The following is an 18,200-nucleotide window of genomic DNA, read 5'->3' as shown; positions in this document are numbered from 1 at the left end:
TGAACAAACCTGACCGTATTTTGTTAGGTTAGGAGGTAATAATGATGAAGAATGATGTGGACGATAGCTTCGCCCTACACACGGACCTGTACCAAATCAATATGGCTGAATCCTATTGGGCAGATAATATTCATACCAAAAAAGCGGTGTTTGATTTATATTTTCGGAAATTGCCTTTTGGAAACGGATATGCGATTTTTGCTGGATTAGAAAGAATTATAGAATATATACAAGCATTTTATTTTACTGAAATTGACTTGGATTATCTAAAAGAACTTGGTTATCAAGAAGACTTTATTGAATTTTTGAGAACAATACGTTTTACAGGAACCATTCGTGCTATGAGAGAAGGTGAGGTTGTCTTTGGAAATTCTCCGATCCTCCGTATCGAAGCACCTTTAATAGAAGCACAACTTATGGAGTCGGCCTTATTAAATATTGTGAACTATCAAACACTCATTGCAACCAAAGCATCCCGAATCAAACAAGTTGCGGGTGACCAGCCCATCTCCGAATTAGGTACTAGACGTGCCCATGAATTTGATGCTGCCCTATGGGGTACGAGAGCTGCCTATATTGGCGGGTTCTCTAGTACAAGCAATGTTCGAGCAGGTAAGTTATTTGGTCTGCCTGTCTCAGGAACCCATGCCCATTCCTTTATCCAAGCATATGGAGATGAATATATCGCTTTCCATAAATACGCTAAACGTCACAAGGATTGCGTATTTCTAGTGGATACGTACGACACGCTAAACTCAGGTGTTCCGACGGCAATAAAAGTGGCAAAAGAATTAGGTAACAAGATCAATTTTGCCGGTATTCGTATAGATAGCGGGGACCTCGGTTATCTCTCCAAAGAGGCAAGGAAATTGTTAGACCAAGCAGGATTTATTGATACGAAAATCTATGCATCAAATGATCTCGATGAATACACAATCATGAATTTAAAAGCTCAAGGAGCAAAAATTGATGTATGGGGAGTTGGAACGAAAGGTATAACTGCCTTTGACCAACCTGCCTTAGGAGCTGTGTATAAACTAGTCTCCATTGAAGATGAACATGGACAGATGAGAGATACCATCAAAATTTCTGCAAGTCATGAAAAAGTCACTACACCAGGAATAAAAAAGGTGTACCGCATTATTAACAACTATACGAAAAAATCGGAAGGCGATTATATTGCCCTTGCCTATGAACAACCGGAAAAAGAATCCGAACTTCATATGTTCCATCCCGTGCATACGTATATTAGGAAAGCAGTCAAAAATTTTACGGCGATCGATTTGCACGAAGTGATTTTTGAGAATGGGAAACTTGTGTATGAATGTCCAAAGGTTCAAGAAATCCAACTTTTCGCAAAACTACAGCTTGATCTTCTTTGGGAAGAATACAAACGTTCCTTATATCCAGCCGAATATCCTGTGAATTTGAGTCAGGCTTGCTGGGACAACAAAATGAAAAACATAGAAGAAGCCAAAAAAATTAACAGGGAATCTGTAATTATATAAGGGTAACCCGATTTAAACGGACCTTATCGATTGAGATAAGGTCTTCATTTTTTATTTAGAGGAGTCGAATTAAAATGACAAAAGAAGCTTTATTAATTGTGGATATGAGTAATGATTTTGTAGCTGATAACGGAACATTAACGGTTGGTAAACCAGCCCAAGAAATAGTTCCTTTTATTAAAGATCTGGCAACCAGATTTTTAGCTGAGGGAAATGTAGTTGTAGTAACAATGGATGAACACCAACCCAATGATCCACACTTTGAATTATGGCCGCCACATAATATTGTAGGTACAGAAGGACAACAATTGTTCGGAGAATTATATGATTGGTTTCAAGATAATAAGGATCATGATAATGTAATTTATTCGCCAAAAACGGACTATAATTCATTTTTTAATACAGATTTGGCCCAAACTTTACGAAATTCAGGTGTAGATAAAGTTCATACTGTTGGGGTGTGTACAGATATTTGTGTCTATTTAACAGTTGCAGGAGCAGACGCAGAAGGGTTCAAAACAGCAACTCATAAACGAGGTGTAACAACATTTACTGACCTTGGAGAAACAATGATAAATCACTTGAAACTTTGCTTCTACACTGAAATTTTTGAATAAACGCGACTCACACCGCTAAAGCCTCTTCTATTAAGAGGGAGTTAACTACGATAAGCAGCAAGATCAACAGGTCAACTTTCCGCATTTAATCCCTCCGATATAGTATCATCAATCTCAAACTGGAGCTGGCACTTGGTTTGTTTGCCCTCTTTCTCTTTACTTATAACTGAAGTCGTATAAAAAGTGTATGATTCTCCTTCATGGGTGAAGTGTGCTGTTGCTGTACATGATGCTGCCCACAGAGCTGAATCATAGCGAAGGATCAGCCTTGCTCTGCTACCGTTCCAGATCACTGTACCATGCTCAAAAATAGGTTCGATTCGGCTAATCAGCCTCTCTTCTATCGACTCTGCTATCCCCTTCCACTCGAACACATCTTCCAGTTCCAGTATGGACCTCTTATCATCTGAGCGGCATTGGAAGCGAACAGAGCGGGTAAAGCAGTGAATCGGCGCTTCACCATAAGCTTTCGTTAGATCAAGCACTACCTGAATCTCCTTCTCGCTGCTCTTTGTCTTAAGAACCTTTGCAGAATAGGAAGGACCTGACTTCTGCGTATGCCCGCCGATCACTGGTACACTATGACCGCCCGAAGAGATATTAATAATCGACTCTCTGCCTTCTTGAAAATAAGCTTTGGAATACATCCCTGCGCCCAAATCGCAGAGAAGATTTTCCCCCGCGCCATGGAGGATAAACTGCCCTAGATCATTGTGGTTATGAGGCTCTCCGTTATGTCCGCCTTTTAGTGCGAAACCACTGAAATTTCCTCTGCTCACCCACCAACCGAGATTTGGGAAGATTGCTGTTTTAAGACCTGTACCCTCAGAGATGCTGGATGAGTCCTCCATATGGTTCCGGTTCCGATTCTCGTTCTCGTTCTCGTTCTCGTTCTGCTTCCGGTTCTCCCTCTCGCTCTTCTTCTCATTCAAACATTGAGCTGCATCACTCCATAGGAAATTACGAATCAGGTGCGCCCATCTTCTTACAGGGTCATCCAGCATACCAGGAATAATAAAAGGAATATCATGGGTGCATCCCGTCCGCTCTGCGATTCGGTTCAGAAGTCCAGACGGAAGCACCTCCCGCTCCCTGCTATCCGAAAAGTTAACATACACTCCATCCGAAAGATGGATCGATGAGGGAAAGCGAGCGATTGTCCGCACATGCTCGGATGCAAGCAGATCTATTTTTTCATGCGAATATTCCCTTAGCATCTCAGCAAAATAGGTATAGTAACCAAATCCGTAGACCCAGTAACCCAGCCCTTCTGCACACCCTCCATCCGCTCCATAGCCGCTCAGAAAAGAGTTCATAGATTCCAGCGTCTGCATCATCGCATCTGTCTTCTCTTCCGAATCATTCATCAGAATAAGCGCAGCCATCCCGCTCCCGCCAGCACATACTGCCGACCAGTTATGATCTGCATATCGCCAGGAGAAGGGTCTTTTCTCAGTAAAAACCGGGGTAAGTACTCGTCTTCTCACCTCAGTTCGTATGCGTTCAGAAACTCTTATATCTAGTACGTCTTGGTGCATCGCATAGATTTCGGAAAGCGCCTGTGCTGTCTCGGCCGCAAACAAATCTACCTCTTGAGAAGGGTCTCCTCCCTTTGGCAGATGCGCATTTAAGCACCACGTATACTCCCCGCATATGTTCCATATCACATTTTCTAAGGAAGCTAGATACCGTTGGTGCTCTTGCTTATCTGTAATAACGGCAGTAACCACTGCGAGTGCATTCAACCTCGCTCTCCGTTCAAAATAAACATCCTCATACGCTTTACGCTCTCCTGTCTCAGCAAATTGCCTGAAGATTGCAAAAGAAAGTTCCGGAAGTGGTTCGCTCACAGCCTGAGCAGCTTTCCATCTAATCTGTTCCCAGCTCTTAGTGAAATGAGAATCTTCTTGGGTGCTGCGTAATCTTTGTCTCCAGTTTGTGATCCCAAAAGCAAAAGCAGCTGAATCTGCTTCAGATTCTTCAATCTTTGCTGACAAAGCCCATTTTACATATTGCCGATCCAGACACGGGCTACTTCCTTTATCCTTGTCCGTTCTACTTATTTCCATGGGGATTCAAACCACCTTCAAGAAATTTTTGTGTGCGCTTTCATTGTACCTTAAGTGTGGAAGCTGTTGAGGTGTTTCTTATCTATTTTCAATAATAGGGAACAGTATCCATCTTAGCTGCGTCAAAGATTATAGAAATAGATGAGAAGGAGCCATTGTCATGACGAAATCAAAGGTTATTATACTTGTCTTCCTGGTACTTTGATCCTAATCGATACAAAAGAACAAATACTTCGCGCAAAGGAGAGCAGCGATATTGCTTCGCAAGTCAGTGATTTTCAGCTAAGTGAAAAAGACATGTCTCTCATCTGTGAAAAAGCTGTCAGTCAAGGCTTGCTGCGAGAGCAAGACAAGGTCGAGGAATCCGTAACATGTAATAAAAAACCGCATGAGAATTATAAACTAACCCTATATCATGAGAGCAGTACATATCATTATGAATGGAATGAATGCGATAAAGATAAGCAGAGCCTGATGATCTTGAAGGACGTAATCATGAATGTTTTGCAGAAAAATGAGACTTACGCACAGCTTAAGGAGGATATGCCCTATGCCGAATAATAATAGACTCTTAAAACATAGAAAACAGCTGCTTTATTGGCTGCTTGTCACCGGGATCATGCTCCTGATCATCTCCTGTCAAAAGGACATATCTACAACGGGTTCCGATATTAACTCTAGTGGATTCCAGCAAGGAAAAGAGTCTACACATATAAGAGCACAGATACAAAAAGATGGGAAACTAGATCTTCTACTCGTGGAACAACAATTTCAAGAAGGAGGAGCTGTCTCTTATGAGCTGTTGAATCATTCTGGGCATCCTATATTTTATGGTGCAAATCATCAGGTGGAACGAAAAGTGGGAAAACGCTGGTTCGAGATTTATTTTGAAAATGAAGGTGTTATCAGTATTGGGTATGGACTCGATTCAGGAAATTCTTCTGAGCAGTATTCTTATGCAGGAACAGAGGACCTTCCTCCAGGAGAATATCGACTAACGAAAGAAGTGTCAATCCAGGATCCATCAGACAGCACGCAAAAAGAGTCTATTACCCTCATTAGCGATCCATTTACCATTAAGAAAAAAGCTGCCTCTATTCAAGAGGGTATGAATACATCAGCTATGTCCAGTAATTCTACCTTATCCCTCAAAGATCGAATCGAAGAAGCAGAAGGAGTCAGTCTTGGCGAGCCATCTACACTTACACGTTCAGAACGAGAGGACCTTAAACTCAAGCTCATAAACTCAGAAATCGTGATGTGCGGAATGTCGGAAAAAGAATATCTCGAGGGCAATGCGGCTTCATACCAACTAAAAAATAATACAGACATGGAACTCAATTATGGTGCGCCTACAGGAGTCGAGGCCGACATTAATGGGGTATGGACGAAAGTGTATGCTGATCTTAACTACACTGACATTTTATATAGACTGGAACCGAATAAAAAAGTGGAGCTTGATGCTCATATGACGGAAATGCTGCCGGTCGGAAGATATCGTTTGACGAAGGAAATATCCCTTGTTAACACATCAGACATCCATGCTCAGGAGGAAGTCGTACTGATCAGCGATCCATTTATCATCAGGTAAAACAACCTTTATAGAAGATAACCCGCTCCCTTTTCATTAGACGTAAACGGTTCCTAGCGGTTAGAAGATGTTAGCTTAACTCATCTCCAATGAGTACAGCAATCAAAAAAAGAGCCTTTCTCTTATTCCGAGAAAGGCTCTTTATGCTTATACGAAAACACCGTCATTTATTGGATTAAACTTGATTTCGAATGGTAAATTGGAAGGACAATTCGCCTGATGGATCAATAGTAAATTCGTCTAGCACAGGCGCTCCCCAGCTGTCATCTCCGCCAACACCCATTTGGCAGCCAGCAATCGTGACTACGGTATGATGCACATTCGGCAGTTCATAATGGTGAGTTGCTTGTTCCAGTTCGAACGCCGTGTACGGCGATATTACTGCTTCGACTGGCTGCGTTGCCGGAGCCGTAATCAGAATTCCTTTTCCAGTATCATTCGTAATCGCAACTTGACGCACTCCCATACGATTACCTGATTCTTGCGGAACGAGATAAGCAGAGACATTATCTTCGGCACGATTTTTGAAACGAGTAAGTCTTGCTCCCTCCGCACGGTCTGCATAGTTCTCTTCCGGTCCTTTTGCATACCAATCCAGGTTCGCATAATCTGCTGGTACTTTAAAGGACAGTGCAAAGATTGGGAATTTCGGTAATCCAGATACCCCTTTATACGAGGAATCCACCTGAATACTTCCGTCTGTAAATACGGTATAGGCTACCTTCACCCTTACATCTTCATGAACACTCAGCTTATAGGTATACGTGATCGTTGCTTGTCCTTCAGATTCTGCTAATTCCCAGCTTAGTGTACGGCGCGTAAGACTTGCTGCATACCAAGCAGAAGAATCAAAGTGGAACCCTGCTCCTTTATCATTATCCGTCATCGCTCTCCAGAAGAGCGGAGCTGGCGGTGCCGAGATCATCTCACGACCTCCGTAGTTCACCGAGATGAGCGTTCCGGCCTGTTTAGAGAACATGATCGAGAAGTCACGGCCGTGTACACCGATATTCACATCTCCTTCAACCACGCGGAAATCATTGGATAGCGCGGAGCCTTTGGCAGAAGAATTTCCTTTAGCTTCTTCCACAAGGAACACATGCTGTCCAAAGCACACTTCATACCCTGCTTCAGCCCATAGTGTTTCTTCCTTGAGCACAAGGGAGCAATCTACGCTATACTCGCCAGGCTGACCACTCACTTCCGGCAAAGTATACGCAATCTCTTTCTCTTCTCCCGCAGCCACATGAACATCCATTCTTCCTGTAAACAGCTGCTTTCCTTCTTTGTTCAGCGTGTATACAAGTTCATAAGCATCTGTGCTGACAAAAAGATTCTCATTTCGAATCGTAACTCCTGTAAGGCTTGGAGTAAGCTTCACATTCTGATACACGAATTTCACTTCCTGCATCTTTGGAGACCAGCGGCGGTCTGCATACACAATCCCGTTACCGGAGAAGTTGTAATCCGTAGAACGATCGTCAAAGTCACCGCCGTAGGCCATAAATTCCTTGCCATAACGATCTTTTTTAATCAGAACCTGATCCATGTAATCCCAGATAAAACCACCTTGATACATTGGATACTTCTGTTCAAGTTCCGTGTATTTATGGATACCGCCTAAGGAGTTCCCCATTGCGTGCATATATTCACAGCTGATATACGGTTTACCTGGATTGTCATTTAGATACTCTTCAATGTCTGCTACCTTCGCATACATCCGGCTCTCCATGTCACTCGTTCTGTCATAATTCCGGTCGTAGAATACTCCTTCATAATGTACGAGACGAGTGCTGTCTTTCTCCCGGAAGTAATCGGATACATTCAGAATGACGTCCCCAGCATAGGATTCGTTACCACATGACCATATGAGGATGGAAGGATGGTTTTTATCCCGTTCTACCATGGAAATCGCACGATCCATGACGATATCTTGCCATTCCATATTGTTTCCTGGTATGTTCCAAGATGGCTCAACTGCCCCCATCTTCTGCCATGATCCATGGGTTTCTAAGTTCATTTCATCAATGACGTATACCCCATACTCATCACATAGTTCATACCATAGCGTCTGGTTCGGATAGTGGGAGGTACGAACCGCGTTCATATTCCCTTGCTTAATTGCTTTGATATCCCATAACATATCTTCTTTCGTAATATTCCGTCCTTGACGGACATTGAATTCATGTCTATTTACCCCTTTAAAAATAATACGCTTTCCATTTAGATGCATTACTTTGTCTATCATCTCAAATTTACGGAAGCCTACTTTTTGAGGTACCACTTCGACAAGTTCTCCTGCCTCATTGTATAAAGAGATATAAAGAGTATATAAGTACGGTGCTTCTGCGCTCCATAGATTTACATTTCCAGCTGCCAGGCGAACTGATAGTTTGTCTTCGGGAGATACTACCGTCTGCTCTGCAATTACTTTATTTTCTGCATCTTTCAGTACAAGCTCTACTTTTGAAGCGGACTTGCCTGTCAGCTGCAGATCCGTAAGAAGTGTACCTGCTTCATACTTCTCATCCAGATCTGTCTTTACAAATAAATCTTGAACATGCACTTCTGGTGTAGTGTACAGATATACTTCCCGGAAGATCCCTGAGAAGCGCCAGAAATCTTGGTCCTCCAGCCAGCTGCCTGTGCTGCGTTGATATACCTCAACAGCCAGCTTGTTCTCTCCATCTGTTACATAAGGAGTAAGATCAAACTCACTTGGCGTAAAGCTGTCTTCACTGTAACCGACAAACTCCCCATTCAGCCATACATAGAAAGCCGTTTCAACCCCTTGAAAAGAGACATAGAGCGGACGGCCTTCCCATCCTTCCGGCACATCAAAATATTTAACATAGCTGCCAACCGGATTATGGTCTTCTGAAATCATAGGCGGTCTAAGGTTCTCATGGCCATCCCATGGATACATCGTATTTACATACTGCGGGTTTCCGTACCCTTGCAACTGAATATGTCCAGGAACTTCGATCTGAGCCCAGCCTCGGCAAGATACTTCTTTCTTATAAAAGTCCGCTTGGCGCGCTGCCGGCGAAGCAGCATAACTAAATTTCCAGCTTCCGTTCAGACTATGCCGAAGCGGCATCACTCCACGCTGCTGCGCCTCTTCGGCTGTAGCATAATACTTATGATCGGAATGCGCAGGCACTCTGCCTACAGCGAATACGCTTACATCAGACAACCACGCGGTGCTCGGATTTACTTTTTGCTCCATTACTTGTTTCATCATACATCCTCCATTTCTATATGGGAAAGGACTGCCTGAAATCAGTCTCTACTTGCTCTCAACTGATGCCAAGACAGCCTTTCCTGCCAAGCTTGAATCCATTTCATAAAGCATATCAACAGATTCGATTCCTATTTAAATTACTTAACAGACCCTGTCATTCCTGCTACGAAGTGTTTTTGCATTACAAAGAATACAAGTGCAGTTGGCAGCGTAGTAATGACAATCGCGGACATAATCATTCCGTAATCCGGTGCATATCCTGAACCAAGGTTAGAAATCAGGAGCGGCACTGTCATATTCTCAGGCGACTGCAAGACGATGAGCGGCCACAGATAGTTATTCCAGCTGCTAAGGAATGTAATGATGGCAGCTGCTGCATACGTCGATTTCATTGTCGGCATGTAGATTTTGAAGAAGAGTCCTATTTCAGTCAGACCATCCATCCGCCCTGCTTCCAGTAAGTCTTTAGGAAACATCTTGGAACTTTGACGGAAGAAGAAGATCAAAAATGCGGTAGTGAATGTTGGTAAAATAACTGCGGATGCCGTGTCGATTCCAAAGAACGGAATGACACTCGATACTTTTGCAAACATTTGATACAGCGGTACCATAATAGCTGCAAAAGGAATCATCATGGAAGCCAGCAAAATGTTAAACACAATATCTTTCGCACGGCTGCGATAAATCTCGAATCCGTAACCTGCTGCAGATGCAACGAGCAAAGAAAGAATCGTGGTTACAATCGATATTTTAGCTGAGTTCCAAAGTGCCTGCCACATATCCACACTGTTAAACAAGTTCCTTACATTATCGAAAAGATGTGAGCCCGGAAGAAGTCTTCCCTTTGTAACGTCTACTGACATATTCGTTGAACTTGTGATCATCCACAAGAATGGGAAGATCGAAATCAGGGTAGCAAGGATAAGAAATGCATACGTAAAAAATTTCTTTGGTTTACTCATTTTTTATCGCCCCCAATTTTGTTCTGAATGAGTGTCAGGATGATGACCATCACTACGATCGAGTAAGAAACAGTTGCTGCATATCCAAAGTCTGGTGTGTACTCAAATGATAAGTTATAAATATACTGTGAAATCGACATGGTTGAGTTACCTGGTCCGCCTTTCGTGATGTTTACAACTTCATCAAATAACTGCAGGGTACCAATCGTCGATGTAATCGTCGTAAATAAGATCATCGGTTTTAGAAGAGGAATCGTAATTTTAAAGAATTGAGTAAACGCATTGGCGCCGTCAATACGAGCTGCTTCATATACGGATTTGTCGATATTTTGCAAAGAAGAAAGATAGAAAATCATGTTATAACCTGTAAAACGCCAAGTAATCGCAATAATAATCGTTACTTTTGCCCAGAACGGATCAGAGATCCACTGAATTGGTTCTGAGATAAGATGAAAATTCATGAGCATTTTGTTTACAATACCGTCTCCGCCAAACATGTATTTAAATACAACGGAGTATGCTACAAGGGAAGTAACGGTAGGTAAGAAGATTGCGGTTCTAAAGAACCCTTTAAATTTCAAGTTATCATCATTAAGTAGAACAGCAATAAAGATTGCAAGGACAAGCATGACAGGAACTTGAATGATGAGATAAATAAATGTGTTTTTTACTGCGGTAATAAAGTTGCTGTCCTGGAACAAGCGAATATAGTTATCGAATCCAACGAAATCAAGATTCATCCCCCGACCTGATTTAAAGGAAAGGATCAGTGCCTGAATCATCGGATAGAAATAAAATAAGCTGATTGCAAGAACCGGTACGAGAATAAACAACCAGCCTGTTATATTGATACGTCTCTGACTGACCATGCCTTTAGGACTTCCGGTACTCGCCGCGGTCTTCGCAGTATTCACACTACTCCACACCCTTCTTTATATGTTTTCTAAAGTATGTTTTCGTTTCTCTCTATTTTCTCTTCATAAAAAGGGCCCTTGCCCTTTCCCTCCATTCATAGAGTTTTCTCTAAAGGAGAAGCAGAAGGAACAAGGGCCGTATTCATTCCTGAATTAACGAATTTGAGTGTCTGCTTGAGACTGCGCATCGGCAAGCACGGAATCAATATCTTTTCCGCCCAGATAGTTTTGCATGGCAACAACCAAGATGTCCTCGACTGCATACGTATTCAGACCATAATTCACATTTGGAATTTCTTCTGTCCAAGCAGCAAAGTCAGATACGACTTTTTGTCCTTGGAAATACTCATCTCCTGCTTTATAAGCTTCACCTTCGGAAGCTGGTTTGAACGTACCGATTACACCCACTTCTTTATTCAAGGTTTGGTACAAATCTACGTCGGTACCGAAAGTTGCCGCCAAGAATTCTGCTGCTGCTTCTTTACCGTCTACGTTCAATACATACCATGAGCTGCCGCCAAGGTTGGAAGCATTCACAGCACCTTCTATACCAGACAGTTTCGGCGTTGGAGCTACTGCCCATTTTCCGGACTGAGAAGCCTCTGCTTTAATTGATGGAGTAATCCAGTTTCCTGTTGGAGTGGATGCAACATCACCGCCGTTAAGAGCCCCAACCCCTTGGCTCCAGTCAGATACGACTTTAACGATACCGGAGTCCATCAATTTCTTGTAGGTTTCAAATGCTGCCTTCATTGCTTCGTTATTCGCAATGTTTGGTGTTTCACCATCTTCGGTTGTGTACCAAGAACCAGCAGATTGAACCATCAAACGAATAATTCCAAGGTCATTCGGATCTTGTGTCAGCATGAATTTGCCTGTTTTTTCTTTGACAACTTTACCAATTTCAATGTATTTATCCCAATCAATATCTTGCAGGTCATCAAGCGTGTATCCTGCTTCCTCCAAGTAATCTGTTCTCACATACATTCCAGTAGCGCCAGAATCAAAAGGAACACCATACTGTTTGCCATCTACGCTGGTAGGTCCCACTTTATAATCCGCGAAATTAGCAACATCAATGACATCAGTCAGTTCAAAGAAAGAATCTGGATAGGACTGCAGGAAGCTTTGTGCCCGGTAATCCTCAATCAGTACAATGTTTGGTAGACCTTTTGTCGATCCAGAGTTAAGGCCTGTGTTCAGTTTCTGTACTACATCGGCTTGTGCGTTCTCTACCACATTAATCTTAAGATCAGGATTCGTTTCCGCATAAGCTTCTTTCGCTTTATTCATTGCTGCAATGTTAAATGCCGGGTCCCATGCCCAGACTGTAATCTCTTTCGTATCGCTACTTGATCCTTCACTAGATTCTCCACCTGAACCGGTAGAACAAGCAGATAGAACAACCGCACTAGCTAACAGTACTGAAAGTACTTTTGGTAATTTGTTTCTCAATGAAATAACCCCCTCAAGGCTGTAATAAGTATGAAATGAAAATAAAATAAGATGGAAGCGTTTACTTTCTATGCTTCCATCTTATCACTCATGTATGCGGTTTCTTTAGAACTATATTTGTTAGCTTTGGTGCTTTTCTTAGTTCCGTTGTTCAAAACACGGCTTAGATCGTGTATTATTTTTAGGTTTTGTTCTTTTTTCAGATTAATTCCATATTTTTGGAGTTAATTTACCTTTTTATTCCTTTATGTCAGCCTGCTTTTACGTCTTTTTCTTCCTGTTTTAGAAGAGGTATCGTAATTTTAATTCGGGTTCCCTCACCAATTACGCTGCTAATATCAACCCCATAGCTGTCTCCATACATGAATCTGAGCCTATGGTCCACATTTTGTATCCCGATACCGGAGAATAACTTTCGATTTCTCTTTGTCACCGGTAATGTTTTTCCTTCCACTGTCTCCGCTGAACCAATGTCCATCCCATCTCCGTTGTCATTTACTTCACAGACCAAATGATCATCCTGAACCGAAATCATAATCAGAATTGTTCCCTCTTCTTTATGGTTAAAAGCATGAAAAAACGCATTTTCAATAAACGGCTGCAAAATAAGTTTAGGAATTTGGTAATCCATACTCTCTGGTTCTATGAAATAATTGACTCGAATTCTATCACCATATCTTACATGATTGATAAACACATAATTCTTTAGTGTATCCAGTTCTTGGCGGACGGTAACAGCACTTTGGACGTTGCTGACGGTATTTTGCAGCAAGGTAATTAAGGCATTAATCGTATCAGCAGCCTTTTCTTTATTTCCTTGTTGTACAAGAAACTTAACAGAAGCCAATGTATTATATAAAAAGTGCGGATTAATCTGCATTTCAAGTGCCGCAAGTTCGGCCTTTCGCTGCTCTTTCTGCGTCTCTACCAATCGATCTACATACACATTTAATTCGTCGAGTACATAGTTGAACGCATTGCCCAGCTCCTCCACCTCATATCCGCTTTTGGATACGTCAACACGCTGATTAAATCCGCTTGTTGGAATCTGGGACATATGATGGACAAGCTCTCTCATGGACTTCGTCATTTTCCTTGTAATAAGGTAGACAACAATGAGTGACAGTAGAACAACAGACATGATCATGAGTGTCATTGTTTTTACATTGATCATATTCCCCATCGCTGTTTCTCGGTCTAAAAGGTTCACCAGATAAAAATCAAATTCAGGTAAATACTCTGATAATACGGTGATTTTTCTTCCTTCAAAAGATAGACTTGTACTGCCGAGTCCACTCTTTTCTTGCATACCTACAGCGTGCAACAGAGAAGGGACATGCTGACCAATCAGCTCAATCCGATTACTGGAAATAATCTGTCCCCGAGAACTCATCAGCAGCACATCATTGCCTTCACTTGTGAAATTCTCATAAAAAGACTGGAAATCCTGGTCACGAAACGTGATATACAGCGTGCCATAAATATTCCCCGTGTATGGTTCATATAAAGCCTTAGAGGCAACCAGCACAGGTTTCTGTTCTGCACCTTCCTGATCTCGATCATAATAAAGCTGATATAGGATCTCCCGCGGATTTGCTTTTGTCTGTTTTGTTATCTCATGATTGTTAAGTTCATCCACCGTAACCGTCCAATACCAAGGATCTGTCGTATAACTGCGCCCGTTGGCTCCAACGAGTGTCACACCTACATCATAAGCACTTAGGTTTGATATTATCGTCTTAATCCGCTGTGTCATAGCGTAGGTCTGCATGGATAAAGACACGGAATCGGTCTCACTGCTCGACAGGTATTTACGGACTCCACTGCTTTGAGCAACTAAGGTAGCACTCGTTGCAACCGCATTATTGTAAGCTTCAAGATCTGATTTAACCTGTCCCAGTAACTTTTCATTCGTAATACTAAAGGTCTTGAGAAATAAATTCTCAGACATGCGAATCGTAATCGCTACAGATAACAAAGAGACCGTAATAATACTGATTAAGGTGACTAAAAACAGCTTTACAAACAGACTCCTTTTGTTCAAATTTGCAAGCTCCTCCTTCATCATATGTTCTGGTTCTCCTGTACCTGTTCTTTTCGATACTGACTTGGTGATACACCGGTCATCTTCTTAAATACTTTTGTAAAATAGCTCTGATCAGAGTAACCTACACGGTCACTAATTTCAGAGATCGACTCCTCTGTGGTTACCAACATTTCTTTTGCTTTCTCAACTCGCACCTTGTTTACATATTCACTGAACCCTTCATTATTGTTGGCAGAGAAATAACTCGATAAATATGATGCGTTAAAATGAAATTTCTTCGCCACTTCCGTTAGAGTAATCGGCTCCGCATAATGCTCCTGTATATAGTTTAGCAGACGATAAAAACTTGGGTTCGTTGAGGTGTCCGTCTCTCTCGTTATGCCCTCTGCTTCTTGGATAAATTCCTCAATTAGCTGGATCGCATCACGTGCGTACACTGCCTGATCAATTTGTCTGAAATAATCATATTTTCTCTTTTCGAGTGGCTCGGTCTCAAATTTCAGTTTACTTAGTGTGTTTGTAACATTAAAGATAAAATTACCAAGCAAAGATTTGAATTCAAATATATCCGTCTCATAATCTAACGATTTCTGATGTATATGTTCAAGGAAAAATGAAAAGGACTTTTGGAATTGTTTACGTTTTAATCCTTCAATAAGCTCTGCCATATCTATCGCTTGCGCCCTAGCAGGTATGGCAGGTAAATGGCCTGCTTCAAGGACTGGATACGCCGGTAAGTAGAACGAGTAACGTTTTAGTGTCTCAACTTGTTTACTATAGACGTTGCCCAATTGGCGGAAATCTTTAAATCGATCGCTAATAATAAAATGCAGCCCCTCTGCTTGCTCATGCTGCTGAGATATATGGGAAAGATCCTGTATCAGTTGCTCTATACGATCCGTCCAGGGATCATTTGCATTGAGTAAATAGAGCAGCGTGCCTGGAACAGATTCGAGTTTTATATACTCTGCTTGCCCTGATCGTAAATGATGAAGATACTGACTCACACTTTTTTCGATCTGTCTCTTCTCTAATTTATCTTTTACGGGACTCAGATTTACACCCAGTAGAAGAAACGTAGGATAAGGAAACCGGCGGCGGATGATTTCGGATGTTATCTCTGCCTCATAACCGGAGAGCATCTTATCGATTGCTTGCGCGATCTGTGTCTCTTCCGATCGTTCTTCTTTTACTGGTATACCAAGTCCTTCTATTTTGGATGCTGTTTTGTGTAAAATAGAGAGCAGATATTCGGCCTCGAGTTTAGGTTTTAGAATATAGTCTGCTACCCCGTTCTGAAACGTAGAGCGTACATAATCGAATTCGCTGAAGCTGCTCAGCACAATAACTTCAATTGCAGGATAGCGCTCTTTTACTATTCTTACTAACTTTTCGCCATCCATGATCGGCATCACAATATCTGTAATCACAATGTGAGGTTGTAACTCTTCTACCAATTCTAGCGCTTCCAAACCATTCGAAGCTTCCCCAACAATAGAGTAGCCAGCTTGTTCCCAGTCCAGAAGATGTTTGATCCCCTGTCTAACCAGCATCTCGTCATCGACGATTAGAACCTTGCACAATGATCTCATCCCTTGACCCCCTGAACTCCGATTCTCTTCTTTCTTTTACTATACACTTTCGTCGATAATTAATAAATGCGTTTTATATTTACCATATTTAACCAATTAAAGTCTATAAAATGAATAAAAAAGACGAAATCAGCGTATTTGCTGTTTCGTCTTCTTCTTTTTGAATATTGTCCTTACTTCTTAAGAAGTAGATAAACAAAGTAAGGTGCACCAATAAGTGCCGCGATCACCCCAGCAGGGATACCGTCAGGATCAGCTATATTTCTACCTATGGTATCTGCCAGCAGCAGTAGCCAGCCCCCGGTTAAGATAGATACAGGCAGTGAAGAGGCATTCCTCGGTCCTACGAGCGCCCTCGCAATATGAGGTGCCATAAGACCGATAAAAGCGATACTTCCCGCTACAGAAACGGCAGCAGAAGCAAGTGCTACAGCGGCTACAAGCAGAAGAATTCTCTCTTTGTTAATGGAAACTCCAAGGCTAATCGTTACTTCTTCACTAAGACCAAGCAGATCTATCCGTCTTGCCTTGTATAAAGCGAAGGGAATTAGAATTACCAGCCAAGGCAGGATAGAGTAAATAAAGATCCAGTCGGTGCCCCAAATATTTCCGGCCAGCCAGCGGGAGATAAAACTAACTTTTTTCTGATCCGTAGAAGAGATGAGCACAATCATAACTCCAGACAGTGCCATGGAGAACCCCACACCAACGAGCACGAGTCTCATCGGAATCAGTCCAGCACCTCGCCGATAAGCGAACAAATAAATCATGGCCGCTGTCATCATAGCCCCTATAAAAGCAACCACTGGAATCAAGTATGTTAATTTTCCTGCCTCAATCGGTACAAATAAGAAGAAGATAGCGACGGCTACACCAGCCCCTGAGTTAATCCCGATGATCCCTGGATCTGCAAGGTCGTTTCGGGTTATTCCTTGCAGGATTGCTCCCGATAACGCGAGTGCAAACCCGGCAAGAAGTGTAATGATGATTCGGGGAAGCCGGATCGAGAATAATACGAACTCTTCTTTAAATGTTCCTTCCCCGAGAAAAGTAGGAATTAGCCGGTTATAAGATAGAGAAGATGCTCCTAGACCCAAACTAACCAACAAAGTGAACAAAATAAGTAACGTAAGTCCAGTAAGTGTCCTGCTTACTTTTCTTACTTTTCTTGAATTTTGGATTTCGAGCATCAGTATCCTTTCCCTCCTTTTTGTACAATGAGCAGAAAGAAGGGCAAACCGAGCATAGCAACAATAGCGGCAACCGGGGTCTCGTAAGGTGCATAAATGGTTCGGCCCACTGTATCAGCAAGCAGCATAAAGGTAGCACCGCAAAGAGCAGACATGGGCAGCACAAATCGGTAATCCGTACCAACGATGAAACGCACGATATGCGGAATCATCAGACCAATGAATGCCATGCTTCCCACGAGAGCCACAGATGCACCGGCAAGAATGATAATAAGAAGAAGCAGAATGATTTTAATTGACTTCGTGTTTTGGCCAAGACCTGCTGCTACCTCTTCATTTACACTTAAAATAGTGAGCTGCCTTGACAGAATAAGTGAAACGATTAGGCCTATAAGTATAAACGGAATCACTAACCGGAGCTGACTCCAAGTCGTGCCGATTAATCCTCCCGATGTCCACATAGATACATTTTTTGAGATTCGGAAATATAGACTAATTCCCTCTGCAAGCGCATAGAGCAACGCTGAAATAGCAGAACCCGCAAGAACTAGCTTCACTGGTGTGAATCCATTCTTCGCTACCATGCCAATGCCAAAAACAAGAAGCGTACCAAGTGCCGTTCCAGCAAAGCAGGCTAACATGACTGTAAAATAATTAGCTGAAGGAAGAAACGCGAGCGTGACGGCCAGAGCAAAATTACCCCCTGCTGTAATACCGAGCAGCCCTGGATCAGCTAAGGGATTACGAGTCATCCCTTGCATAATCGCTCCAGACACTGCCAGTGCTGATCCAACAACCACAGCTGCTATTTCTCTTGGAAGACGAATTTCACGGATCATCGTGACCGCTTCACTCGTACTTCCAAAGGTAATGGCGGAGAAGGCATCTTTCAGACTCGTATCTGCTGCGCCAAGTACGATAGACAGCATAAATACAGAGATAAAAAAAAGGAATCCCATCATAAACTTGCCGATCATCGGTACGCTTACGGTTCTATTTTTTATCATTTGT

Annotated in this window: 13 protein-coding genes; 4 read left to right on the top strand and 9 right to left on the bottom strand. The window is 42.3% G+C overall.

Annotated features, from left to right (window positions below; translation table 11 throughout):
- Positions 1-41: 41 nt before the first annotated feature.
- A complete protein-coding gene (locus QPK24_RS01630; RefSeq protein ID WP_285745622.1) occupies positions 42-1,508 on the top strand; it encodes a nicotinate phosphoribosyltransferase in 1,467 nt (488 codons plus the stop codon).
- Positions 1,509-1,582: 74 nt separating this feature from the next.
- Positions 1,583-2,125: a cysteine hydrolase family protein gene (locus QPK24_RS01625; RefSeq protein WP_285745621.1), complete on the top strand. Its 543-nt coding sequence runs from the start codon at positions 1,583-1,585 to the stop codon at positions 2,123-2,125.
- Positions 2,126-2,196: 71 nt separating this feature from the next.
- On the opposite strand, the gene QPK24_RS01620 is transcribed toward QPK24_RS01625, so the two are convergent.
- Positions 2,197-4,194, bottom strand: a complete 1,998-nt coding sequence (locus QPK24_RS01620; protein WP_285745620.1) for a heparinase II/III family protein — start codon at positions 4,192-4,194, stop codon at positions 2,197-2,199.
- Positions 4,195-4,335: 141 nt separating this feature from the next.
- Between QPK24_RS01620 and QPK24_RS01615 the strand changes: the two genes are divergently transcribed.
- Both QPK24_RS01615 and QPK24_RS01610 read left to right on the top strand, forming a co-directional pair.
- Positions 4,336-4,755 (top strand): hypothetical protein, encoded by a 420-nt coding sequence (locus tag QPK24_RS01615; protein WP_285745619.1) that lies wholly within the window; start codon positions 4,336-4,338, stop codon positions 4,753-4,755.
- Entirely contained in the window at positions 4,745-5,785 is a 1,041-nt protein-coding gene (locus QPK24_RS01610; protein ID WP_285745618.1) for an immunoglobulin-like domain-containing protein, read from the top strand. The genes QPK24_RS01615 and QPK24_RS01610 overlap by 11 nt, the downstream gene beginning before the upstream one ends.
- Positions 5,786-5,960: 175 nt before the next feature.
- Here the strand turns inward: QPK24_RS01610 and QPK24_RS01605 are convergent, their stop codons facing one another.
- From QPK24_RS01605 to QPK24_RS01570, 8 genes are all read right to left on the bottom strand, one after another.
- Positions 5,961-9,026, bottom strand: coding sequence for a beta-galactosidase, LacZ type (locus QPK24_RS01605; RefSeq protein ID WP_285749009.1), 3,066 nt, complete (start codon positions 9,024-9,026; stop codon positions 5,961-5,963).
- Positions 9,027-9,166: 140 nt separating this feature from the next.
- Entirely contained in the window at positions 9,167-9,991 is an 825-nt protein-coding gene (locus tag QPK24_RS01600; protein WP_285745616.1) for a carbohydrate ABC transporter permease, read from the bottom strand.
- Positions 9,988-10,860, bottom strand: coding sequence for a carbohydrate ABC transporter permease (locus tag QPK24_RS01595; protein WP_285749007.1), 873 nt, complete (start codon positions 10,858-10,860; stop codon positions 9,988-9,990). The genes QPK24_RS01600 and QPK24_RS01595 overlap by 4 nt, the downstream gene beginning before the upstream one ends.
- A gap of 198 nt (positions 10,861-11,058) precedes the next feature.
- Positions 11,059-12,360 (bottom strand): ABC transporter substrate-binding protein, encoded by a 1,302-nt coding sequence (locus tag QPK24_RS01590; protein ID WP_285745614.1) that lies wholly within the window; start codon positions 12,358-12,360, stop codon positions 11,059-11,061.
- A gap of 250 nt (positions 12,361-12,610) precedes the next feature.
- Positions 12,611-14,404 (bottom strand): sensor histidine kinase, encoded by a 1,794-nt coding sequence (locus QPK24_RS01585; RefSeq protein WP_320416904.1) that lies wholly within the window; start codon positions 14,402-14,404, stop codon positions 12,611-12,613.
- A 20-nt stretch (positions 14,405-14,424) separates the two neighbouring features.
- Positions 14,425-15,999: a response regulator transcription factor gene (locus QPK24_RS01580; RefSeq protein WP_285745612.1), complete on the bottom strand. Its 1,575-nt coding sequence runs from the start codon at positions 15,997-15,999 to the stop codon at positions 14,425-14,427.
- Between the two features lie 173 nt (positions 16,000-16,172).
- On the bottom strand, positions 16,173-17,189 hold the full coding sequence (locus QPK24_RS01575) for a FecCD family ABC transporter permease (RefSeq protein ID WP_285745609.1): 1,017 nt from the start codon (positions 17,187-17,189) through the stop codon (positions 16,173-16,175).
- Positions 17,189-18,196, bottom strand: coding sequence for a FecCD family ABC transporter permease (locus QPK24_RS01570; protein ID WP_285745607.1), 1,008 nt, complete (start codon positions 18,194-18,196; stop codon positions 17,189-17,191). Before QPK24_RS01570 ends, QPK24_RS01575 begins: the two co-directional genes overlap by 1 nt.
- Positions 18,197-18,200: the final 4 nt, after the last annotated feature.

The sequence above is a fragment of the Paenibacillus polygoni genome (genome assembly GCF_030263935.1).
GTDB classification, from domain to species: Bacteria; Bacillota; Bacilli; order Paenibacillales; family Paenibacillaceae; genus Paenibacillus; species Paenibacillus polygoni.
This window is presented reverse-complemented; position numbering and strand designations above follow the sequence as displayed.